We start from the raw sequence: 21748 nt of genomic DNA, 5'->3' as shown, positions 1-21748 counted from the left end.
CCCGACCCGAACGGACCCCGCCCGCACATGACCGTCCTGCTCTGGATACTGGCCGCCCTGGCGCTTCCCTTCGTGCTCTTCGCCGCATGGATGGCGAAGGTGTTCCTGAAGGAGTTCTTCTCCGGCAACGCGGAGGCCGCCCTCGAGGCCGAGGAGGCCGCCACGGCCGCCGCCGCCTCGGCCGCGCTCGGCCTGTTGCCCGCCGAGCGCCAGAACACCGACTCGGCCGGCCCGCAGGCCCCGGAGACGACCGCCGCCCTCGCCGCGGTCCGGGGCGGCGACTGGCGCCCCGCCGCCGACCTGCTGGCGGCCGTCGGCCGGGACTGGGAGCGCCGGTCCCTGCTCACGTACCTGCTGGCCGACCAGGCGGCCTCCGACGACACCTGGCTGCTGGCCTGGGAGGCCGAGCGTCCCGAGGACCCGGACGCGGCCGTGGTCCGGGCCCGCAGCGCGGTGATCCTGGCCTGGCGGGTGCGCGGCGCACAGCGGGCGCAGCACACCACGAGCGAGCAGTTCGAGGGGTTCCACCGCACGCTGCTGGAGGCCCGCGAGGAGGTCGCGCGGGCGGCGGCGCTGAACCCGGACGATCCGACGCCGTACATCGCGGAGATCTGGCTGGCCCTCGGTCTCGGTTACCCGAACGCCAGGATGGACGACCTGTGGGCCGAGATCACGGCCCGCGCCCCGCACCACTACGAGGCGCACTTCTCGGCCCTCCAGTACTGGTGCGCCAAGTGGCGCGGGTCGGAGCGGCTGGCGACCGGCTTCGCCGAGCGGGCCGCCGCCGAGGCGCCCGTCGGGAGCCTGCTGACGGCGCTGCCGCTGATCGCGCACTTCGAGCACGACGACTCCGACGACACCGCCGCCGACAACACCCCGGAGATGGTGGCGCGGGTGGAGGCGGCCCTGAAGGACGCGGCCGCGGCCGACCCGGCGCACCCGCGCCTGCCGGAGCTGCGCCACCTGCTCGCCTACTACCTGCACCTCCAGGGCCGCGACGAGGCCGCGGTGGAGTACTTCAGGCTGGTCGACGGCCATGTCGACGCCCTGCCGTGGCGGTACCGGACCGACAAGGCGGAGTACTTCTGCCAGGTCCGCGACACCGCCGTGACGAAGGCCGGAGCGGTGGGCCGGACCGGAATGTCAGCGGCGGCCGAGTCGTTGTAGGCAGTGCCCGTCCGCACCGAGACCGACCAGGGAGACCACATGCTGTTCGGCCGCACCCCGCAGCTCCCCACCCCCGAGCAGGCGCTCACGGGGCGGGACGCGCCCGCCTACGAGGTCCCCGCCCGGCACACCGTCCTCGGCAACCCGCTCACCGGCCCCTATCCGGAGGGCCTGGAGGTCGCCGACTTCGGGCTGGGCTGCTTCTGGGGCGCGGAGCGCAAGTTCTGGCAGCTCCCCGCGGGCATCTACACCACGCTCGTGGGCTACCAGGGCGGTCACACCGAGAACCCCACCTACGAGGAGACCTGCTCGGGCCTGACCGGTCACACCGAGGCGGTCCGCGTGGTCTACGACCCGAAGGTCATCTCCTACGAGCAGCTGCTCAAGACCTTCTGGGAGTCCCACGACCCCACGCAGGGCTTCCGCCAGGGCAACGACGTGGGCACCCAGTACCGCTCCGCGATCTACACCCACACCCCCGGGCAGGCGGCCGCCGCCGAGGCGTCCCGCGCCGCGTACCAGAAGGTGCTCACCGGCTCCGGGCACGGCACGATCACCACGGAGATCCTCCCCGCCGAGGGCCGGCCCTTCTACCCGGCCGAGCCCTACCACCAGCAGTACCTGGACAAGAACCCCGCCGGGTACTGCGGGATCGGCGGCACGGGCGTCTCCTGCCCGATCGGCGTCGCCCCCGCCCAGGGCTGATCACATGAGGAAGGGCCGCCCGGCCGGGCGGCCCTTCCTCATGTCAGGCGCGTCAGATCGTCGCCGTGTCGATGACGAACCGGTACCGCACGTCGCTGGCGGTCACCCGCTCGTACGCGTCGTTGATCTCGCCCGCGCCGATCAGCTCGATCTCGGCGCCCACGCCGTGCTCCGCGCAGAAGTCGAGCATCTCCTGGGTCTCGGGGATGCCGCCGATGTTGGAGGTGGTGAGGTTGCGGCGGTTGCCGAAGATGGACTGGAGGGTGACCTGCACCGGCTCCTCCGGGAGGCCGACGTTGACCATGGCGCCGTCCAGGCGCAGCAGGGACATGTAGGCCGCGAAGTCCATCGGGGCCGAGACGGTGTTCAGGATGACGTCGAAGGTGCCGGCCAGCTTCTCGAAGGTCTCCGGGTCGCTGGTGGCGTAGTAGTGGTCGGCGCCGAGCCGCAGGCCGTCGTCCTTCTTGCGCAGGGACTGCGAGAGGACCGTGACCTCCGCGCCCATCGCGTGCGCCAGCTTCACGCCGACGTGGCCGAGCCCGCCGAAGCCCACCACGGCGACCTTCTTGCCGGGACCGACACCCCAGTGCTTGAGCGGGGAGTACGTGGTGATGCCGGCGCAGAGCAGCGGTGCGGCCACGTCCAGGCCGAGCCCGTCGGGGATGCGGACGACGAAGCCCTCGTCGACGACGATCTGCTCGGAGTAGCCGCCGTAGGTGGGCTCGCCGTCCTTGCCGACGGCGTTGTACGTCCAGACGGTGCCGCTGCCCGTGCAGTACTGCTCCAGTCCGGCCTTGCAGTTGTCGCACTCGCGGCAGGAGTCGACCATGCAGCCGACGCCCACCCGGTCGCCCACCGAGAACTTCGTGACCTCGGGGCCGACCTCGGTGACCACACCGGCGATCTCGTGGCCGGGCACCATCGGGAAGATGCCCTCGCTCCAGCCGTCGCGGGCCTGGTGGATGTCGGAGTGGCAGATCCCCGCGAACTTGATGTCGATCAGGACGTCGTGGTCACCGACCGGCCGCCGCTCGATCGTGGTCCGCTCCAGGGGGGCCTTGGGGGCGGGCGCGGCGTACGCAGCAACAGTGGTCATGCCAGGATTCTCCTCAGTTCGCCGTGGCCCGGACACGGTCAAGCCGGGCACCCCACCAGAGTGCCCCCATCTTCCGTTCCCACCCAGGTCACGGCTTTGCGTACGACCGCTGTGCCTACCACTGCCGGGGACAGGCTCCGGCGCGTACGTTCCGTCGCCGCGCTCGATAATTGGGGCATGGACGAACAGCCCGGGGCGGCCCTGAGCCGCCCGCTGGACCGGCGGGCCGAGCTGAGCGAGTTCCTGCGCAGCCGTCGGGCCCGCCTCAAGCCGGAGGACGTCGGCCTGCCCGACTTCGCCCGGCGACGCCGGGTGCCGGGGCTGCGCCGCGAGGAGCTGGCGCAGCTGGCCGGGGTGTCGGTGGCGTACTACACGCGCCTGGAGCAGGGCAACGGGCGGAACGTGTCGGCGGAGGTGCTGGACTCCATCGCCCGCGCCCTGCGCCTGACCGACGCCGAGCACGCCCACCTGACCCACCTGGCCAAGCCGGCGCCGCACAAGAAGCGCCCGCAGGCCCGCCGGCCTCAGGTGCGCACCGCGCTGCAGCACCTGCTGGCCTCGCTGGACGCGGTCCCGGCGTACATCACCGGGCGGCGCACGGAGATCCTGGCCTGGAACCGGATGGCGACCGCGCTGTTCGGCGACTGGGGCGGCCTCGCCCCCGAGGACCGCACCTGGGCCCGGCTGGTCTTCCTCTGCCCCGAGTACCGGGAGCTGTTCATCGACTGGGAGCAGAAGGCGATCGACATCGTGTGCGGGCTGCGCATGGACGCCGGACGCTTCCCGGACGACGCTCGGCTGGCCGCGCTGGTCGGTGAACTCTCGGTCAAGAGCGAGGAGTTCCGCCGCCTGTGGGCCACGCACGACGTGAAGGAGCAGTTCTACGGCGTGAAGCGGCTGCGGCATCCGCTGGTCGGTGAACTCGCCCTCGGCTTCGAGGGGTTGCGGGTCACCGGCGACACGGACCTCAACCTGATCGTCTACCACGCCGAACCGGACTCCGCCTCGGCCGAGTCCCTTCGCCTGCTGGCCAGTTGGGGCGCGGCGGCGGTGCCGACGCTCTGACGCGCGAACGCGGAGTGCCGCCCCTCCTCAGGAGGGGCGGCACTCGTCGCGCTCAGGCGGGAATCAGACGGCCGAGCCGGCCTTCCACTGCGCCCAGTCCATGTTCCAGCCGTTGAGGCCGTTGTCCGGGGCGACGGTCTTGTCACCGGTGTTCTTGATGACCACCACGTCACCGACCAGGGAGTGGTTGAACACCCAGGCGGCCGGGGTGTTCGGGTCCTTGGCACCCTTGGTGTCGGAGAGGCCCACGCAGCCGTGGCTGGTGTTCTCGTTGCCGAAGATGGACTTGGCGCCCCAGTAGTTGCCGTGCAGGAAGGTGCCGGAGCCGGTGAGGCGGATGGCGTGCGGCACGTCCTTGATGTCGTACTCGCCCTTGCCGTCGTCGTCGGTGAAGCCGACGGTCGCGCCGTTCATCCGGGTCTGCTCGAACTTCTCGGACATGACCATGGTGCCGGCGTAGGTCTTGTTCTCCGGGGAACCGGCGGAGATCGGGATCTGCTTGACGACCTTGCCGTCCTGCGTGACCTTCATCTGCTTGGTCTTGGCGTCGACGTAGGAGACCTGGTTGCGGCCGACGCGGAAGGTGACCGTCTTCTGCTGGACGCCGTAGACGCCGTCGGCGCCCTCGACACCGTCGAGCGCCAGCTTCAGCGTGACGGTGGAGTTCTCCTTCCAGTACGTCTCCGGGCGGAAGTCGATCCGGTTGGCGTTGAACCAGTGGCCGACGATCTCCTGGCCGCTGGAGGAGGAGACGGTGATCCCCTTCTGGACGGCGGCCTTGTCGGTGATCGCCTTGTCGAAGCTGATCGACACGGGCATGCCCACGCCGACGGTGCTGCCGTTGTCCGGGGTGAAGTTGCCTATGAAGCTGTTGGACGGCGAGACCGTGGTGAAGGACGCGTTCTCGTGGGCCACGCGGCCGTCGGAGTCCTTGGCCTCGGCGGCGAGCTTGTAGGTGGTCGACCGCTCGAGCTGTGCGGTCGGCTTCCAGCTCAGCTTGTCGGCGGAGAGGGTGCCCTCGACCGGCTTGCCGTCCGCGGTGGTCATGCTGACGCCGGTCAGAGTGCCCTTGGCGACCTTGACCGCGGCCGAGTTGTTGATGGAGGCGTTGTTCGAGCCGTCCTTCGGCGTGATCGTGATCTGAGCCTCGGAGGACTTCTGTGCCGCCGCCTCGTCGGCCTTGGCCTGCGAGCTCTCTCCGCCGTCGGACGCGCTGGCGTCACCGCCGCCGGAACAGCCCGTGAGCACGAGCACACCACCGAGCAGTGCGGACGCGACCGTCAGGCCCTTGCGCCGCTTACTGTCCGTCATCACACGCTTCTCCATCGTTGCCGAATCCGTCAAAACCCCGAGAATCCCCGTTGAACTCTCTCAACGCCACTGCCGCGCCTCACCGTTCCCCCGAGCGGGGCCCTGTGGGGTACGCCACGTCCCGTCTCCGGGAGGGAGGGTGCGCGGGCTTGTGCGCGTCACTTGTGAGACGAAGGAACCCGGGCTGCGGTTGCCGTCCGGGTCATCCGTGCCCCGAATCCCGCGGCCGATGCCGCCGGGCTACCGCTCGTTCCCGCCGCCTGCGTCGCCGGCCGGTCCGTCGTCGCCGACCATCATCGTCCCCGAAGTCCCTTTTGGGCTAGTCCGTGCCATGTGCGAAGTGCCCGCCGAACCGGGAAGCCTGCGCGAGCTCCACCACGGCCACCCCTCTGACCAGGCTGAACATGACGACGAGAGGGACCGGGGACTCTGCGGTGTCTTCCGTCACACCCCCCCGGCGGGCGCCCGCTCCACGTCCGGCGGGGCGGGGCCGGCGGCGGCGCGGCTCCGGCCGGCTCCACCCGAAGGCACACAAAACGTGATGTCTCTTCAGCGTCCATACGGGGAGCACAGAATCGAAACCTGTCGTGACTTTCCTGTGACCCGCGATTCTCACTAACATCGCCTCAGATCACACGGCCAATTCGCCAGCGTCACAAGGGGATCGATATTCCGTGGCATCCGCTCGCCGTCCGTTGCTGACCGCCACCGCCGCGGGCACGCTGCTGTGCGCCCTGTGGTTCGTCCCGTCCGCCAACGCCTCGCAGGACGCCCCCTCGACCGGCGCCATCGCCGCCGGCACGGCGGTCGCCGGGGCGGCGGACTCCGGGGCGGCGGACTCCGGGAACCTGGACTCGGGGATCACCGAGGAGGTCACCACGGTGTCCGGCCTCGCGGACCCGGCCGCCTCCGACCCGGTCCGGCTGGCGGACACGGGAAGCTTCGACACCACTCCGTACGTGGTCTCCGGCACCCTGTTCCTCGCCGTGGGCGCGGGCTTCGTGGTGTATTCGGTGCGCCGGGAACGGCTGGAGTTCTGACGGTTCCGAAAGGAGGGGCCCCACCCACCCATGGGTGAGGCCCCCCGCTGACGGTCAGCGCAGCGGTCCGGTGACCGTCTCGGCGGCCGCCACGAGGCCGCCCCCGCGTACGAAGGCGTCGGCGGCGGCCAGGTCGGGCGCCAGGAACCGGTCCGGGCCCGGACCGCCCACCCCGGCGGCCCGCGCGGCCTCGATCACCGCGCGCGAGGCGGGCGCGGGCTCCAGCCCCTCCCGCAGTTCGACGGCGCGGGCGGCCGTGTACAGCTCGACCGCGATGACCCGCGTCAGGTTGTCCACGGCGGTACGCAGCTTGCGCGCGGCCGACCAGCCCATGGAGACGTGGTCCTCCTGCATCGCGGAGGACGGGATGGAGTCGGCGGACGCGGGTACGGCGAGCCGCTTCAGCTCGCTGACCAGCGCGGCCTGCGTGTACTGGGCGATCATCAGGCCGGAGTCCACGCCCGCGTCGTCCGCGAGGAACGGCGGCAGGCCGTGGCTGCGGTTCTTGTCCAGCAACCGGTCGGTGCGGCGCTCGGCGATGGAGCCGAGGTCGGCGGCGGCGATGGCGAGGAAGTCCAGGACGTAGGCGACCGGGGCGCCGTGGAAGTTGCCGTTGGACTCCACGCGCCCGTCGGACAGCACCACCGGGTTGTCGACGGCGGCGGCCAGCTCGCGCTCGGCGACCAGGCGGGCGTGCGCCAGCGTGTCGCGGCCGGCGCCGGCGACCTGCGGGGCGCAGCGCACCGAGTAGGCGTCCTGGACACGGGGCGCGTCGTCCTGGTGGTGGCCGGTGAGCTGGGAGCCCTTGAGCACCGCGAGCATGTTGGCGGCGGAGGCGGCCTGGCCGGGGTGCGGACGGATGGCATGCAGCTCGGGCGCGAGGACCTTGTCCGTGCCGAGCAGGCCCTCCAGGCTGAGGGCGGCGGTGACGTCGGCCGACTTGTAGAGCGAGTCGAGGTCCGCGAGGGCCATGATCAGCATGCCGAGCATGCCGTCGGTGCCGTTGAGGAGGGCCAGGCCCTCCTTCTCGCGCAGCTCGACCGGCTCGATGCCGTGCTCGCGCAGCAGCTCACCGGCCGGGCGTACGGTCCCGTCGGGGCCCTCGGCGTCGCCCTCGCCCATCAGGGTCAGCGCGCAGTGCGAGAGCGGGGCGAGGTCGCCGGAGCAGCCGAGGGAGCCGTACTCGTGCACGACCGGGGTGATCTGGGCGTTGAGCACGTCGGCCATGGTCTGGGCGACCTCGGGGCGTACGCCGGTGTGCCCGGAGCAGACCGTCTTCAGCCGCAGGAACATCAGCGCCCGGACGACCTCGCGTTCGACGCGCGGGCCCATGCCGGCGGCGTGCGAGCGGACGATGTTGCGCTGGAGCTGCGCTCGCAGCTCGGGGCTGATGTGCCGGGTCGCCAGCGCGCCGAAACCGGTGGAGACGCCGTAGACCGGATCGGGTTTGGCGGCCAGCGCGTCCACGATCCCGCGGGCCGCGGCGAGCGCGGCCACGGCCTCCTCCGACAGTTCCACGCGGGCACCGGCGCGCGCGACGGCGAGGACGTCGTGCGCGGTGACGCCGGTGGTCCCCACCACCACAGAGTGCATATCCATATTCAGGAGCGTACGCATTGAATGCGGCGGTGTCACTAGTGGATCGCCTCCGCACCCCTTACCGGCCCTTGGCGCGGCGGCCCCGGAAGCGGCGGCGCTCGTTCCTCGCGGGCGGAGGCGTCTCGTCGGCCAGCCGGACCACCGGGTCGTCCGGCCCCTCCCTCCCCGCCACCACGGGCAGGTCGGCGCGTTCGGCCTTGGCCCGGTACTGCGCGGCGTCGGCCAGCCGGAACAGCCGCCGGGCGTCGCGCACCGGGCCGATGTCGTGCCCGGTGGACGCCACCCCGCAGGCCACCCCCTCACCCAGTTCCAGCGCGCCGGCCCGGCGGCACAGCTCCACGGCCGCCCCGACCACGTCCTCGGCCGAGGGCCCGAGCGCCAGCAGGCAGAACTCGTCCCCGCCGAGCCGGGCCGCGAGCGCGCCGGGCAGCATCGCGCCGCACAGCGACAGCACCGACCCGAACCGCTCCAGCAGCCGGTCCCCGACCTCGTGCCCCCGGGTGTCGTTGACCTTCTTCAGCCCGTTCAGATCGCACACGACGAGACTGACCACCGCCCCCTCCGCCCGATGCCGCTCCACCGCCTCCTCCAGGCGTACGTCGACCGCGCGACGGTTGGCCAGGCCGGTGAGGGCGTCGGTGAAGGCGAGGCGGCGGGCCTCCTCCAGCCGCTCGGTCTGCGCCAGCCCGGCCGCGACGACCGCCGCGAGTACGGTCGCGAAGTCGGCGTCACCCCGGTCGAAGACCGGCGCCCCCGCCGCACGGGCCACGTACAGCTCCCCCCACGCCCGGCCGTGCAGCACCACGGGCGCGACCACACAGCAGCCCCTGCCCCGGCGGCGCAGGGCGGCGACCCGCTGGTGGACGTAGCCGGGGGTGCCGGCGGCCGGGCCCTGCGCGGTCTCCACCCAGGCGTTGGGGCCGCCACCACCGGCCCAGCGCTCGTGCAGGAACTCGGTGATCTCCGGGAACTGGTGGACCGGGTACGCCTCCGCCTCCGGGAACTCCTCCTCGTCCTCGGCGCGCCTGCCGACGTTCACCAGGACCCGCAGGCGGCCCCGCTCGCGCTCCCACACCGACAGCGCGGCGAAGTTACCGGCCAGCGCCCGGCAGGCACCGAGCGCGGCCGCCCGCCAGGACTCCGGCGCGGTGTGCGCGGCCGCCATCCCCTGCGCCAGCCCCACCACGGCAGCGAGCCGATCATCCTCACCCATCCACCCAGGTTAGGGACGAATGGGCACATCAGGGGCATCGGCGCGGGCGATCAGGTGGTCACCGCGGACTCACTCGCCCGGCCACTCGGGCGCACGCTTCTCGTTGAAGGCGGCGACGCCCTCGGCGCGGTCACCGGAGAAGGCGGTGGCCCGCCAGGCCGCGTCCTCCACCTCCAGACCGGCCCGCAGGTCCAGGCCCTGGCCCAGACGGAGCGCCCGCTTGGCGGAGCGCAGGCCGACCGGCGAGTTCCTGGCGATCCCCGCTGCCAGCGCGAGCGCCTCCTCGCGGTCCCGGCCCGCCTCCGTGAGCCGGTCGACCAGGCCGAGGGCGGCCGCCTCCGGCGCCTCCAGCCGGCGCGCGGTGAAGATGAGCTCCGCCGCGCGGGCCGCGCCGACCCGCCTGGGTAGCAACTGCGTACCGCCCCCGCCGGGGATCACGCCCACGGAGACCTCCGGCAGCCCGACCACGGCGGTCTCGTCCGCCACGATCAGGTCGCACGCCAGAGCCAGTTCGAAGCCGCCGCCGAGCGCGAAGCCGTGCACCGCCGCGACCACCGGCACCGGCAGCTCCAGCACCCCGGTGTACGCCCCGCGTGCGACCGGGCGCTGCCGGAGGAGGTCCGCGTCGCTGAACGAGTTCCGCTCCTTCAGGTCCGCGCCGACGCAGAACGCGCGTTCACTGGAGGACGTCAGTACGACCACGCGGGCGTCGCGGTCCGCACCGAGGGCCGCACAGGCCGCCGCGAGCGACCGGGCCATCTCCGTGGACACGGCGTTCATGGCCTTCGGCCGGTCCAGCACCAGCTCGGCCACGTGCCCGTGCGTGCGCACCAGCACGAACTCCCCGTACCGCTCCTCGCCCATGACGTCCTCCGGTTAACGCGGGTTAACTGACTGTGCCCCGATCATCCCAGCAGACCCACCCCTTGGAAAAGCCCCGCCTCGACCCGTTCGGGTGACCCCCTTCGGGACTCGGCCCGCGCCACCCGCACGAGCGTCTAACGTCCCCCCCACGGCTGACGCGCCCGGCGCGCACCGGGAAGGAGCGGAGCGCATGTCCCCGAGGAACGAGCCCCTTCCGCCCTTTCCCGCCGAACCGGTTCCCCGGGTCTCGCCGGCTCGCGTCCCGACCGACCCGACGAAGCCGCCGGGAGTCTCGTTCCGGGTACGGACGGGGGTGGGGCGGCCGCGGGCGGAGGCGGAGGCCGCCGGGGCGGGCGGGCCGGCGGTGAAGGGGAGGACCGGGCCGGACGGCGGGAAAGACCGGCCGAAGGCGGTCGTGCGGGACCCCGGCGCCACAGCGGAGGTGGTGGAGCCCGCTCCCGCCGACGACCGGCCGGAGAGGGTCGCGGTCCCGGCCGCTTCCACGCCGAAACCCCCGCTGCCCCCGGCCTCCCCCACCCAGCGCGTCCTGGCCGTCCTGCGGCACGGCCACCATCGGCGCGGGCGGGGCCGGGTCGTGCCGCTTCTCGGACTGGCGGCCGCCCTCGCCCTGGCCGTGGCGAGTCTCGTGCGTGTCGTGCCCGACTCCGGGCCCGGCACCGCCGAGGCCGAGCCCCGCCGTCCGGCCCGGCTCACCGTCGAGCCCTCGGCCGGGCTCTCCGCGGCCGTCGGCCCCGTAGCGTCGGCATCGAAGGCGGCAGCGGCCGCCGCCCCTCGGTCCCCGGGACCCGCGCCCGGCGACCCGGGCAGCCGCCCCGGCGGTCCCGGCGGTCCCCGTGCCGAGGCGAGTCCCGCGCATCCCACGCGGCCCGGTGAGACCCCGTCAGCGCCCGGGCAGCAGAGCCCCGCCACACGCGAGGCCCCCACGCCCGCGGCACCAGCGCTCCCGTCGGCACCGGCCCCCGCGCCGACGGTGAGCGCCTCCCCGTCCCCGCCGGACGAGGAGGGCCTCTGCGTACCCGTACTCGGCCTGTGCCTGGAACTGCGGGGCCGGTAGGGGCCTCAGCCCGTCTCGCCCCGGCGCGCGAGCAGCCACGGCTCGACCATGCCCAGGCCGCGCACCGAGCGCTGCCACATGGGCTGGAGGGCGAAGCGGTAGTCGGGAGGGGTCTCGCCCTCCTTCTCGGCCGTCGCCGCGGCCTCGGCGGCCTGGGCCTCCGAGGCGGGGGCGACGCCCGTGCGGACGAGTTCCTCGGCGAAGGCGCTGTCGACGAGGACGGCGTCGCGCGGAGCGATCGAGGTCAGCCGGGAGGCGAGGTTCACGGTGGTGCCGAAGACGTCGCCCATGCGCGTGGTGACCGTGCCGAAGGCCATGCCGACCCGCAGCTCGGGCATCGTCTCGTCGTTGGAGAGCGTCTCGACCAGGCGGAGGGCGATGTCGGCGGCGGTGGCCGCGTCGTCGGCGACGTACAGGACCTCGTCGCCCAGGGTCTTGATGAGCCGGCCCCCGCGCGCGGCCACGAGGTCGGCGGCGGTGGTCTCGAACGCCTCGACCAGCTCGCCCAGTTCCTCCTCCTCCATCCGCCGGGTGAGCCGGGTGAAGCCCACGAGGTCGGCGAAGGCGACGGCGAGCCGGCGGTCGACCATCTCCGCGTCGTCCACGTTCTGCACCACCCGCCCCGCGGACGCGGCGAGCTGCCGGCGCCACACGTAGACGAGGAACTCCTCCAGCTCGGGCAGGAGCAGCTCGATGATCGGGTACGTGACCTCGGTCCGGGTCATCCCCGGCTCGGGTGGCTCGGTCAGCCCCTCCAGGAAGGAGTCGATCTGCCATTCCGCCAACCGGGCGGTGGTCTGTCCGGTGGAGCGCGCCACCTGCACCGCCATGGCCTCGCTGAGCAGCCCCGCCTCGACCAGACCGGCCAGCCTGCGGAGGGCGAGGACGTCGGCCTCGGTGAGCGCCTTCGCCTGCCCTATGTCGGCGAACCCCATCGCCCGCCAGAAACGGGACGCCAGTTCCATCGAGACACCGGCGCTGCGCGCCGCCTGGAAGGGGGTGTAGCGGCGCTCGGCGCCGAGGATGAGCTGTTCGAGACGGAGGGCGAGCGGGTCGTCGCCGGGGTCGGGGGCATCGGGGTCCACCCGGCCCTCCGCGCCCGCGCCGGAGCCCGTGTCGTCGACGCTCACGCCTGCTGCCCTTCCGATCTGCCGCGGCCGGGTACCGACCGGGCTCAACTCTACGGCAGGTGTGCGCCAGCTCACTCCGCCGGGACAGCCCACCCGGACGCATCCGTCACCCCCCGGGAGCACCGCCCGGCGCGCACCGCGCACGGCGGGCGCGGCCCGGTGCCCCACGCCCCTCCGCCCGCCTCCCTTCCCGGAGAACGCCCGTTCCACCGGCCGGGAACACGTCCTACGCCGGACGCAGGTGCACGATGTCCCCCGCGCCGACGGCCTCCCGTGCCCCCTCCGGCGTGGCGACGACCAGCCGTCCGTCGCCGTCGATCGCGACCGCCTCGCCCACCAGCGCACGGTCGCCGGGCAGCTCGGCCCGGACCCGGCGGCCGAGGGTGGCGCAGCCGGCCGCGTAGGTCTCCTGGAGCGTGCTGGTGACCGGGTCGCCACCGGCCGAGCGCCAGCGGTCGTACCAGGTCTCCACGGAGCGCAGCACCGAGCGGAGCAGGGTGTCGCGGTCGGTGGACACCGCGTCGGCCAGCGCCAGCGAGCCCGCCTGCGGGACGGGGAGTTCGTCGGCGCGCAGGGTGACGTTGAGGCCGACGCCGATCACCACGCCGTCCTCGCCGGCGCGCTCGGCCAGAATGCCGCCCGCCTTGCGCTCCTCACCGCCGACGGTGACCAGCAGGTCGTTCGGCCACTTCAGGGCGGTGTCGACCCCGGCCGCGCGGGACAGGCCGGTGGCCACGGCGACGCCGGTCAGCAGCGGGAGCCAGCCCCAGCGCTCCAGCGGGATCCCGGCCGGGCGCAGCAGGACGGAGAAGAAGAGGCCCGAGCGCGGCGGAGCCGTCCAGCGCCGGTCCAGCCGACCGCGTCCGGCCGTCTGCTCCTCCGCGACCAGCACCGCCCCCTCCTCCGCCGCGCCCGAGCCCGCGCGGCCGACGAGGTCGGAGTTGGTGGAGCCGGTGCGCTGGACCACGTCGACCGAGGTCCACAGCCCGCCCTCGCGAAGGAGCCCGCGGCGCAGCGCGGTCGCGTTGAGCGGCGGACGGTCCAGGTCGGACCAGCGGCTGGGACCTGAGGCATTGTGCGGCGTCATGCAAGTAACCCTAGGTGTGGGAAAGACCGCACTCCTGAGAGGTGGGCCCCGCACTACGCTACGGATGAGTAATCGTCCCCCCTTTTGAGCAGGCAGGGAGCCGCATCCCGATGTCCGAGCCGGAAGAGCGTCACGACACCGACATCCACACGACCGCCGGGAAGCTCGCGGATCTCCAGCGGCGCGTCCACGAGGCGACGCACGCCGGTTCGGAACGCGCGGTGGAGAAGCAGCACGCCAAGGGCAAACTGACGGCCCGTGAGCGCATCGAACTCCTCCTGGACGACGATTCGTTCGTCGAGCTGGACGAATTCGCCCGCCACCGTTCCACCAGCTTCGGCCTGGAGTCGAACCGCCCGTACGGCGACGGTGTCGTCACCGGGTACGGCACGGTGGACGGCCGCCCCGTGGCCGTGTTCTCCCAGGACTTCACCGTCTTCGGCGGAGCCCTCGGCGAGGTGTACGGCCAGAAGATCGTCAAGGTCATGGACTTCGCGCTGAAGACCGGATGCCCGGTCATCGGCATCAACGACTCCGGCGGCGCCCGCATCCAGGAGGGGGTCGCCTCGCTGGGCGCGTACGGCGAGATCTTCCGCCGCAACACCCACGCCTCCGGGGTGATCCCGCAGATCAGCCTGGTCGTCGGCCCGTGCGCGGGCGGCGCGGTCTACTCCCCCGCGATCACCGACTTCACGGTGATGGTCGACCAGACCTCGCACATGTTCATCACCGGACCCGACGTGATCAAGACGGTCACCGGTGAGGACGTCGGCTTCGAGGAGCTGGGCGGCGCCCGCACCCACAACAGCAACTCGGGTGTGGCCCACCACATGGCGGGTGACGAGAAGGACGCGATCGAGTACGTAAAGCAGTTGCTGTCGTACCTGCCGTCCAACAACCTCAGCGAGGCCCCGGTCTACCCGGAGGAGGCGGACCTCGCGCTCAGCGACGAGGACCGCGAGCTGGATGTCCTGGTGCCGGACAGCGCCAACCAGCCGTACGACATGCACACCGTGCTCGAACACGTCCTGGACGACGGGGAGTTCTTCGAGACGCAGGCCCTGTTCGCGCCGAACATCCTCACCGGGTTCGGCCGGGTCGAGGGGCACCCGGTGGGTCTGGTCGCCAACCAGCCGATGCAGTTCGCGGGGTGCCTGGACATCAAGGCGTCCGAGAAGGCCGCCCGGTTCGTGCGCACCTGCGACGCCTTCAACATCCCGGTGCTGACCTTCGTGGACGTACCCGGCTTCCTGCCCGGCGTGGACCAGGAGCTGGACGGCATCATCCGGCGCGGCGCCAAGCTGATCTACGCCTACGCCGAGGCCACCGTCCCGCTGATCACCGTCATCACGCGCAAGGCGTTCGGCGGCGCGTACGACGTGATGGGCTCCAAGCACCTGGGCGCCGACCTCAACCTGGCGTGGCCCACGGCGCAGATCGCGGTGATGGGCGCGCAGGGCGCGGTCAACATCCTGCACCGCCGCACCATCGCCGAGGCGGAGTCGGCCGGGACGGGCGAGGAGACGCGGGCACGGCTGGTCCAGGAGTACGAGGACGCGCTGCTCAACCCGTACGTGGCGGCCGAACGCGGCTACGTGGACGCGGTGATCATGCCGTCGGACACCCGTGCGCACGTCGTCCGGGGGCTGCGTCAGCTCCGTACGAAGCGGGAATCCCTCCCTCCGAAGAAGCACGGCAACATCCCCCTGTAGGACAGCGCCGACGGGAGCCGTCATGAACATCAAGGTCGTACGAGGCAACCCGACCCCGGAGGAGCTGGCCGCCGCTCTGGCGGTGGTCCGCGCCCGCGCCGTGGCGGCGGCCGAGCCGTCGTCCGGCGCGCAGGGCCCGCGCGACGCGTGGTCGGACCCGGCCCGCATCGCCGGCCGGCGCCTGCCCCCGCCGGGGCCGGCCTCCTGGTCCCGGACCTACTGGCCGGGCTGAGCCGGAACCTGAGTACGGGTACTCAGGCGCGCGGGCCGGGCCGCGCCCCACGCTGGAGCCATGCTGTGGTCAGACCCGGAGAACGAGCCGCCCGAGGAACTCCGTCACATGGAGGAGAAGCTCAGGCGGCTCGGCCTCTTCATGGCCCTGGCCATGGTGCTGGCGATGATCGTCATCGGGCTGAGGTGAGCCTGAGGTGAGCTGAGGCGAGGAGAGGTCCGGCGCTAGGCTGATCGCATGACAGACCAGCGGCGCCGCCTCGTACTCGCCTCCCAGTCCCCCGCCCGGCTGGGTCTGCTGCGGCAGGCCGGGCTGGCCCCCGAGGTGATCGTCAGCGGATTCGACGAGGACGCCGTCACCGCGCCCACTCCGGCCGAGCTGGCGCTCGCCCTCGCCGAGGCCAAGGCGTCCGTGGTGGCGGCCCGGCCGGAGGTCCAGGGCGCGCTGGTGATCGGCTGCGACTCGGTGCTGGAACTGGACGGGCAGGCACTCGGCAAGCCCGCGGACGCCGAGGAGGCCACCGCCCGCTGGAAGGCGATGCGCGGCCGCGCCGGGGTCCTCCAGACCGGGCACTGCGTCTGGGACACCGCCGCCAAGCGGTACGTCTCCGCGACCGCCTCCACCGTGGTCCGCTTCGGCGAGCCCACGGACGAGGAGGTCGCCCGCTACGTCGCCTCCGGCGAGCCCCTCCATGTCGCCGGCGCCTTCACCCTGGACGGCCGCTCGGCGCCCTTCATCGAGGGCATCGACGGCGACCACGGCAACGTGATCGGCATCAGCCTCCCCCTGGTCCGCAAGCTGCTGCGCGAACTGGGTGTGGGTATCACGGAGTTGTGGGCGCCGTCCGAGTGATGTTCCGGGTGTCGGCCGTACGGCTCTGAGGGTCACCCGTAGGGGTGGACATGGGCTGTGGTTCGGCGGCCTCCGGGGCGTCTTTGTCACCGGGCGGCCCGGCCGGGCCGGCGCCCGTGTCCCGCGGACGGTCGTACGTCACCAGCAGCAGCACCAGCAGCGCGAGGACGGCCATCATCGCCAGGAACGCGCCCGTGCCCACCAGGCCCCAGGCGACCGCGCCCAGCAGGCCGTTCACCACGGCGGCGCTGACCAGCAGCACGCGGCCGAGGCCGGCCGGGGCGCGGTCGCGCACCGCGACCAGCAGGGCCACCAGGGCGCAGAGGGCGAAGTAGAGCCCGAAGAGCACGCCTCCCGCCTTCGAGGACGTCGCCATCACGTCGGGGTCGAGGCCGGCCAGGGACATCCGCTGGTTGTCCACCACCACGCCGAGCAGCCAGTTCACCGCCGCCACGCCGACCGCCTCGGCCAGCAGCACGACCGTCACGATCCAAGCCACCGGTCTGCGCGCCACCGGCCCCACCCCAACCTTCGCCGTCACCCCCGCGGGGATCGCCTGTTACCGGCAGTACGCCGGCTCAGCGCGAACGCTACTCATGGGCATGACAGGGGACAAGACCCGGGTCCGCGGCAAAGATTCATTGGGCCATTCGTAGGGACTCCACAAAGAAACCGCGTGGCCCGCAGCACGCTCTCATAGAGACCTTGACCACATGGCGGGGCTAGGGTTTCCCGGTGGAGTCCTGCGTATCGAGGTGCGACAAGGGCTTTCGTGGGTCGAGCGGGCCACGCATCACGCTCCGTGTGGGCAAGCTCACCATTGGGGACGGGTCGATGTGCCGTGTCGGCTGTCCCTAAACTCGGCTTGTTTCAAGGAGGGAGCCTCAATCGTGCGCAAGGTGCTCATCGCCAACCGTGGCGAAATCGCTGTCCGTGTGGCGCGGGCCTGCCGGGACGCAGGTATCGCGAGCGTGGCCGTGTACGCCGACCCGGATCGGGACGCTCTGCACGTCCGGGCCGCGGATGAGGCGTTCGCCCTGGGCGGTGACACCCCGGCCACCAGCTACCTGGACATCGAGAAGGTCCTGAACGCCGCGCGGGAGTCCGGCGCGGACGCCATCCACCCCGGCTACGGCTTCCTCTCGGAGAACGCCGAGTTCGCCCAGGCCGTGCTGGACGCGGGCCTGACCTGGATCGGCCCGCCGCCGCAGGCGATCCGGGACCTCGGTGACAAGGTCGCCGCCCGGCACATCGCGCAGCGCGCGGGTGCCCCGCTGGTCGCCGGCACGCCGGACCCGGTCTCGGGCGCGGACGAGGTCGTGGCCTTCGCCGAGGAGCACGGCCTGCCGATCGCGATCAAGGCCGCCTTCGGTGGTGGCGGTCGTGGCCTGAAGGTCGCCCGCACCCTGGAGGAGGTGCCGGAGCTGTACGACTCGGCGGTCCGCGAGGCCGTCGCCGCCTTCGGCCGTGGCGAGTGCTTCGTGGAGCGCTACCTCGACCGTCCCCGGCACGTGGAGACCCAGTGCCTGGCCGACAAGCACGGCAACGTGGTCGTCGTCTCCACCCGCGACTGCTCGCTCCAGCGCCGCCACCAGAAGCTCGTGGAGGAGGCCCCGGCGCCGTTCCTCTCCGAGGCCCAGGTCGCCGAGCTGTACCGCGCGTCCAAGGCCATCCTCAAGGAGGCGCGCTACGAGGGCGCCGGCACCTGTGAGTTCCTGGTCGGCCAGGACGGCACGATCTCCTTCCTGGAGGTCAACACCCGCCTCCAGGTCGAGCACCCCGTGACCGAGGAGGTCGCCGGGATCGACCTGGTCCGCGAGATGTTCCGCATCGCCGACGGCGAGGAACTGGGCTACGGCGACCCCGAGCTGCGCGGGCACTCCTTCGAGTTCCGCGTCAACGGCGAGGACCCGGGCCGGGGCTTCCTGCCCGCCCCCGGCACGGTCACCCGCTTCGACCCCCCGGCCGGCCCCGGTGTCCGCCTGGACGCGGGCGTGGAGGCCGGCTCGGTCATCGGCCCGGCGTGGGACTCCCTGCTGGCCAAGCTGGTCGTGACCGGCCGCACCCGCAAGGAGGCGCTGGAGCGCGCCGCGCGGGCGCTGGACGAGTTCCAGGTCGAGGGCATGGCCACGGCCATCCCGTTCCACCGCGTGGTGGTCCGGGACGCGGCCTTCGCCCCGGAGCTGACCGGCTCCAAGGACCCCTTCACGGTCCACACCCGCTGGATCGAGACCGAGTTCGTCAACGAGATCAAGCCCTTCATCGCCCCCGCCGACGCGGACGCGGAGGAGGAGCAGGGCCGTGAGACGGTCGTCGTCGAGGTCGGCGGCAAGCGCCTGGAGGTCTCCCTCCCGTCGTCGCTCGGCATGTCCCTGGCCCGCACCGGCCTCGCGGCGGGCGCCAAGCCCAAGCGCCGCGCGGCCAAGAAGTCCGGCCCCGTGGCCTCCGGCGACACCCTCGCCTCCCCGATGCAGGGCACCATCGTCAAGGTGGCCGTCGAGGAGGGCCAGACCGTCCAGGAGGGCGACCTCGTCGTCGTCCTGGAGGCCATGAAGATGGAACAGCCCCTCAACGCCCACCGGGCCGGCACGGTGAAGGGCCTCCTCGCCGAGATCGGCGCCTCCATCACCTCGGGCGCCCCGATCTGCGAGATCAAGGACTGACGCGACGTCATCATCCCGACGCCCGGCGACCGGCCACGGTCCGCCGGGCGTCGGCCTTCGACCGGCCGTCCTCGAACGACACGCTCGGCCCGGCATGGCCCGGCACCGGCCGAAGGAACGGTTCCCCCCGGAAAGATGCCCGGTACGGCGCAAGCCGCACCCAGTACACCGCGACGCCCCGTCGAGACACTACCTGCGACGCAGGTCCGCCACTCGGGCGCGGTCCGGGGGCTGTTCGCCCAGGACTCCGCGGAGGGCGGCGCCGGGGACCTGGCCCCGGCGGGGGCCGGGGAGCTGGGAGGCGCGCTGACCACGGGGGGCCTGGGGCTGGTCGGGCGCCGGGACGCCGCCCGCTCCCGCCACCGTGATCTGCACGCCCTGGTCAGCCAGGGCCTGGAGTTCGGTGGCGGCGCGGTCGTCGTGCGCCGGGGGCTCGTCGGTGACCAGGCGGGTGATCGCCTCGGTGGGCACCGTACGGAACATGGTGTCCGTGCCCAGCTTGGAGTGGTCGGCGAGGACCACGACCTCGGAGGCGGCCTGGACCAGGGCCCGGTCCACGGAGGCCGACAGCATGTTGGACGTGGACAGCCCGCGCTCGGCGGTCAGGCCGCTCCCCGAGAGGAACGCCTTGGAGACGCGCAGACCCTGGAGGGACTGCTCGGCGCCCGAGCCCACCAGGGCGTAGTTGGAGCCCCGGAGGGTGCCGCCGGTCATGACGACCTCCACCCGGTTGGCGTGAGCCAGCGCCTGCGCCACCAGCAGGGAGTTGGTGACCACGGTCAGGCCCGGTACCCGGGCCAGTCTGCGGGCCAGCTCCTGGGTGGTCGTTCCGGCGCCGACCACGATGGCCTCGCCTTCTTCGACCAGCCCTGCGGCGACGTCGGCGATGGCCGTCTTCTCCGCTGTCGCGAGATGGGATTTCTGCGGAAAGCCGGATTCTCGCGTGAATCCACCCGGCAGTACCGCACCGCCATGCCGGCGGTCGAGGAGTCCTTCCGCCTCCAGCGCGCGCACGTCCCGCCGTACGGTCACTTCGGAGGTCTGGACGACGCGGGCGAGTTCACGGAGCGACACGGCCCCATTGGCTCGCACCATTTCGAGGATCAGTTGACGACGTTCTGCAGCGAACACGAAACTGACAGTAACCCCAACGACCGTCTGCTTTCAGCAGTTTGCGCCGAATAGCAGAAGTTGTTCACAACCGGACCTCGGAAGTGATATAGGGATCTACCGGCCGACTATGCCGCCCGCATGGGCCGCGCGGACCCCGCCGGTCAGCCCTCGCCGCCCGCCTTGCGGGTCTGCAACTGCCGGGCCACCTCGGCGATCGAGCCGGACAGCGACGGGTAGACCGTGAACGCCTTCGCGATCTGCTCGACCGTCAGATTGTTGTCGACCGCGATCGAGATGGGGTGGATGAGTTCCGAGGCGCGGGGCGCGACGACCACACCGCCGACCACGATCCCGGTGCCCGGCCGGCAGAAGATCTTGACGAAGCCGTCCCGGATGCCCTGCATCTTCGCGCGCGGGTTGCGCAGCAGCGGCAGCTTCACCGCACGAGCGTCGATCTTGCCCGCGTCCACGTCCGCCTGGCTGTAGCCGACGGTGGCGATCTCGGGGTCGGTGAAGACGTTGGAGGAGACCGTCTTGAGGTCCAGCGGGGCCACCGCGTCGCCGAGGAAGTGGTAGACCGCGATCCGGCCCTGCATCGCCGCGACGGAGGCCAGCGCGAAGACGCCGGTCACGTCACCGGCCGCGTACACGCCGGGGGCGCTCGTGCGGGAGACCCTGTCGGTCCAGATGTGCCCGGAGTCGCGCAGCCGGACCCCGGCCTCCTCCAGGCCGAGCCCCGCGCTGTTGGGGATCGCGCCGACCGCCATCAGGCAGTGCGTACCGGTGATCACGCGGCCGTCGGCGAGGGTGACCTCGACCCGGTCGCCGACCCGCTTGGCGGACTGGGCGCGGGAGCGGGCCATCACGTTCATGCCCCGGCGGCGGAAGACGTCCTCCAGCACGGCGGCGGCGTCCGGGTCCTCGCCGGGCAGCACGCGGTCGCGCGAGGAGACCAGGGTGACCTTGGAGCCGAGCGCCTGGTAGGCACCGGCGAACTCGGCGCCGGTGACGCCGGAGCCGACCACGATCAGCTCTTCGGGCAGCTCGGTGAGGTCGTAGACCTGGGTCCAGTTGAGGATGCGCTCGCCGTCCGGCTGGGCGTCGGGCAGCTCACGCGGGTGGCCGCCGGTGGCGATGAGCACGGCGTCGGCGGTGAGGGTCTCCTCGGTGCCGTCGGCGGCGGTGACGACGACCTCGCGGGAGCCGTCGAGGGCCTGCATGCCCTTCAGCCGGCCCCGGCCACGCATCACGCGGGCGCCGGCGCGGGTGACGGAGGCGGTGATGTCGTGGGACTGGGCGAGCGCCAGCCGCTTCACCCGGCGGTTGACCTTGCCGAGGTCCACGCCGACCACGCGGGCGGCCTGCTCGATGTGCGGGGTGTCGTCGGCGACGATGATGCCCAGCTCCTCGTAGGAGGAGTCGAAGGTGGTCATCACCTCGGCCGTGGCGATGAGGGTCTTCGACGGGACGCAGTCGGTAAGCACCGACGCCCCGCCCAGACCGTCGCAATCCACGACGGTCACCTCCGCGCCGAGCTGGGCGGCCGTCAGCGCCGCCTCGTATCCGCCGGGTCCGCCACCGATGATCACGATCCGAGTCACGTCCCCCATTGTCCCGCACCCGGCCGGAGGCCTGCGCGCCGGGGGCACGAGCGCCGGTACGGGCTGGTGGGAGCCGGGTTTTCACAGCGCCGGACGGGATGTGAGCCGCCGCCCGTCAGCCGGGCGCAGCCGTTTTGCCCACCCTTTGCCGAAATCTGCATGACAACGATCGCATTCCCATGGGCTCCGTCATCTACGCGCGTAGGAGAACACCGGCTACCCT

Annotated in this window: 20 protein-coding genes; 10 read left to right on the top strand and 10 right to left on the bottom strand. The window is 72.5% G+C overall.

Going from position 1 to position 21748, the window contains the following annotated elements; all coding sequences use genetic code 11:
• Positions 1-27: 27 nt before the first annotated feature.
• A complete protein-coding gene (locus tag ACWCV3_RS17770) occupies positions 28-1167 on the top strand; it encodes a hypothetical protein (RefSeq protein WP_451224416.1) in 1140 nt (379 codons plus the stop codon).
• Positions 1168-1206: 39 nt separating this feature from the next.
• The gene (msrA, locus tag ACWCV3_RS17765; protein ID WP_451224555.1) at positions 1207-1872 is read left to right on the top strand and encodes a peptide-methionine (S)-S-oxide reductase MsrA; all 666 of its coding nucleotides are present in this window, start codon (positions 1207-1209) and stop codon (positions 1870-1872) included.
• 52 nt (positions 1873-1924) lie between these two features.
• On the opposite strand, the gene ACWCV3_RS17760 is transcribed toward msrA, so the two are convergent.
• Entirely contained in the window at positions 1925-2968 is a 1044-nt protein-coding gene (locus ACWCV3_RS17760; RefSeq protein WP_451224414.1) for an NAD(P)-dependent alcohol dehydrogenase, read from the bottom strand.
• A 177-nt stretch (positions 2969-3145) separates the two neighbouring features.
• On the opposite strand from ACWCV3_RS17760, the gene ACWCV3_RS17755 reads away from it, so the two are divergent.
• Complete coding sequence (locus tag ACWCV3_RS17755) at positions 3146-4033, top strand: helix-turn-helix domain-containing protein (RefSeq protein WP_451224411.1); 888 nt, start codon at positions 3146-3148, stop codon at positions 4031-4033.
• A 63-nt stretch (positions 4034-4096) separates the two neighbouring features.
• Here ACWCV3_RS17755 and ACWCV3_RS17750 read toward each other — a convergent pair whose 3' ends face one another.
• Entirely contained in the window at positions 4097-5359 is a 1263-nt protein-coding gene (locus tag ACWCV3_RS17750) for a L,D-transpeptidase (RefSeq protein WP_451224408.1), read from the bottom strand.
• Between the two features lie 659 nt (positions 5360-6018).
• Here ACWCV3_RS17750 and ACWCV3_RS17745 point away from each other — a divergent pair.
• Positions 6019-6384 carry a hypothetical protein gene (locus ACWCV3_RS17745; protein ID WP_451224406.1) on the top strand — a complete coding sequence of 122 codons (366 nt, stop codon included), beginning with the start codon at positions 6019-6021 and terminating at the stop codon, positions 6382-6384.
• Between the two features lie 54 nt (positions 6385-6438).
• Here ACWCV3_RS17745 and hutH read toward each other — a convergent pair whose 3' ends face one another.
• From hutH to ACWCV3_RS17730, 3 genes are all read right to left on the bottom strand, one after another.
• Positions 6439-7977 carry a histidine ammonia-lyase gene (gene hutH / locus ACWCV3_RS17740; protein WP_451224552.1) on the bottom strand — a complete coding sequence of 513 codons (1539 nt, stop codon included), beginning with the start codon at positions 7975-7977 and terminating at the stop codon, positions 6439-6441.
• 64 nt (positions 7978-8041) lie between these two features.
• On the bottom strand, positions 8042-9196 hold the full coding sequence (locus ACWCV3_RS17735) for a diguanylate cyclase domain-containing protein (RefSeq protein WP_451224403.1): 1155 nt from the start codon (positions 9194-9196) through the stop codon (positions 8042-8044).
• A gap of 69 nt (positions 9197-9265) precedes the next feature.
• On the bottom strand, positions 9266-10060 hold the full coding sequence (locus ACWCV3_RS17730) for an enoyl-CoA hydratase/isomerase family protein (RefSeq protein WP_451224400.1): 795 nt from the start codon (positions 10058-10060) through the stop codon (positions 9266-9268).
• A gap of 415 nt (positions 10061-10475) precedes the next feature.
• Here ACWCV3_RS17730 and ACWCV3_RS17725 point away from each other — a divergent pair, with 415 nt between their 5' ends.
• Complete coding sequence (locus ACWCV3_RS17725; RefSeq protein ID WP_451224397.1) at positions 10476-11135, top strand: hypothetical protein; 660 nt, start codon at positions 10476-10478, stop codon at positions 11133-11135.
• A gap of 5 nt (positions 11136-11140) precedes the next feature.
• Here the strand turns inward: ACWCV3_RS17725 and ACWCV3_RS17720 are convergent, their stop codons facing one another.
• Together ACWCV3_RS17720 and ACWCV3_RS17715 are read right to left on the bottom strand one after the other, a co-directional pair.
• On the bottom strand, positions 11141-12265 hold the full coding sequence (locus tag ACWCV3_RS17720) for an adenylate/guanylate cyclase domain-containing protein (RefSeq protein WP_451224394.1): 1125 nt from the start codon (positions 12263-12265) through the stop codon (positions 11141-11143).
• 226 nt (positions 12266-12491) lie between these two features.
• A complete protein-coding gene (locus ACWCV3_RS17715; protein ID WP_451224391.1) occupies positions 12492-13352 on the bottom strand; it encodes a biotin--[acetyl-CoA-carboxylase] ligase in 861 nt (286 codons plus the stop codon).
• Positions 13353-13462: 110 nt separating this feature from the next.
• Here ACWCV3_RS17715 and ACWCV3_RS17710 point away from each other — a divergent pair, with 110 nt between their 5' ends.
• Genes ACWCV3_RS17710 through ACWCV3_RS17695 form a run of 4 tightly spaced genes read left to right on the top strand, consistent with a single transcriptional unit; the run spans position 13463 to position 16148 of the window.
• Positions 13463-15064, top strand: a complete 1602-nt coding sequence (locus ACWCV3_RS17710) for an acyl-CoA carboxylase subunit beta (RefSeq protein ID WP_451224388.1) — start codon at positions 13463-13465, stop codon at positions 15062-15064.
• A 22-nt stretch (positions 15065-15086) separates the two neighbouring features.
• Positions 15087-15296, top strand: a complete 210-nt coding sequence (locus ACWCV3_RS17705; protein ID WP_451224385.1) for an acyl-CoA carboxylase epsilon subunit — start codon at positions 15087-15089, stop codon at positions 15294-15296.
• A 60-nt stretch (positions 15297-15356) separates the two neighbouring features.
• Positions 15357-15485, top strand: a complete 129-nt coding sequence (gene mmpB / locus ACWCV3_RS17700; RefSeq protein WP_086693449.1) for a morphogenic membrane protein MmpB — start codon at positions 15357-15359, stop codon at positions 15483-15485.
• Between the two features lie 48 nt (positions 15486-15533).
• Entirely contained in the window at positions 15534-16148 is a 615-nt protein-coding gene (locus ACWCV3_RS17695; RefSeq protein WP_451224381.1) for a Maf family protein, read from the top strand.
• Here the strand turns inward: ACWCV3_RS17695 and ACWCV3_RS17690 are convergent.
• Positions 16120-16662, bottom strand: coding sequence for a hypothetical protein (locus ACWCV3_RS17690; protein ID WP_451224378.1), 543 nt, complete (start codon positions 16660-16662; stop codon positions 16120-16122). The two genes, ACWCV3_RS17695 and ACWCV3_RS17690, sit on opposite strands and share 29 nt — an antisense overlap.
• Positions 16663-17038: 376 nt before the next feature.
• Here ACWCV3_RS17690 and ACWCV3_RS17685 point away from each other — a divergent pair, with 376 nt between their 5' ends.
• Positions 17039-18811 carry an acetyl/propionyl/methylcrotonyl-CoA carboxylase subunit alpha gene (locus ACWCV3_RS17685; RefSeq protein WP_451224375.1) on the top strand — a complete coding sequence of 591 codons (1773 nt, stop codon included), beginning with the start codon at positions 17039-17041 and terminating at the stop codon, positions 18809-18811.
• Positions 18812-19000: 189 nt separating this feature from the next.
• Here ACWCV3_RS17685 and ACWCV3_RS17680 read toward each other — a convergent pair whose 3' ends face one another.
• Together ACWCV3_RS17680 and ACWCV3_RS17675 are read right to left on the bottom strand one after the other, a co-directional pair.
• The gene (locus tag ACWCV3_RS17680) at positions 19001-19942 is read right to left on the bottom strand and encodes a DeoR/GlpR family DNA-binding transcription regulator (protein WP_451224372.1); all 942 of its coding nucleotides are present in this window, start codon (positions 19940-19942) and stop codon (positions 19001-19003) included.
• Positions 19943-20085: 143 nt separating this feature from the next.
• The gene (locus tag ACWCV3_RS17675; RefSeq protein WP_451224369.1) at positions 20086-21534 is read right to left on the bottom strand and encodes an NAD(P)H-quinone dehydrogenase; all 1449 of its coding nucleotides are present in this window, start codon (positions 21532-21534) and stop codon (positions 20086-20088) included.
• Positions 21535-21748 lie beyond the last annotated feature (214 nt).

This window comes from Streptomyces sp. NPDC001781 (assembly GCF_053596035.1).
Note: the sequence above shows the minus strand (reverse complement) of the source record. Positions and strands in the feature narration are given on the sequence as shown.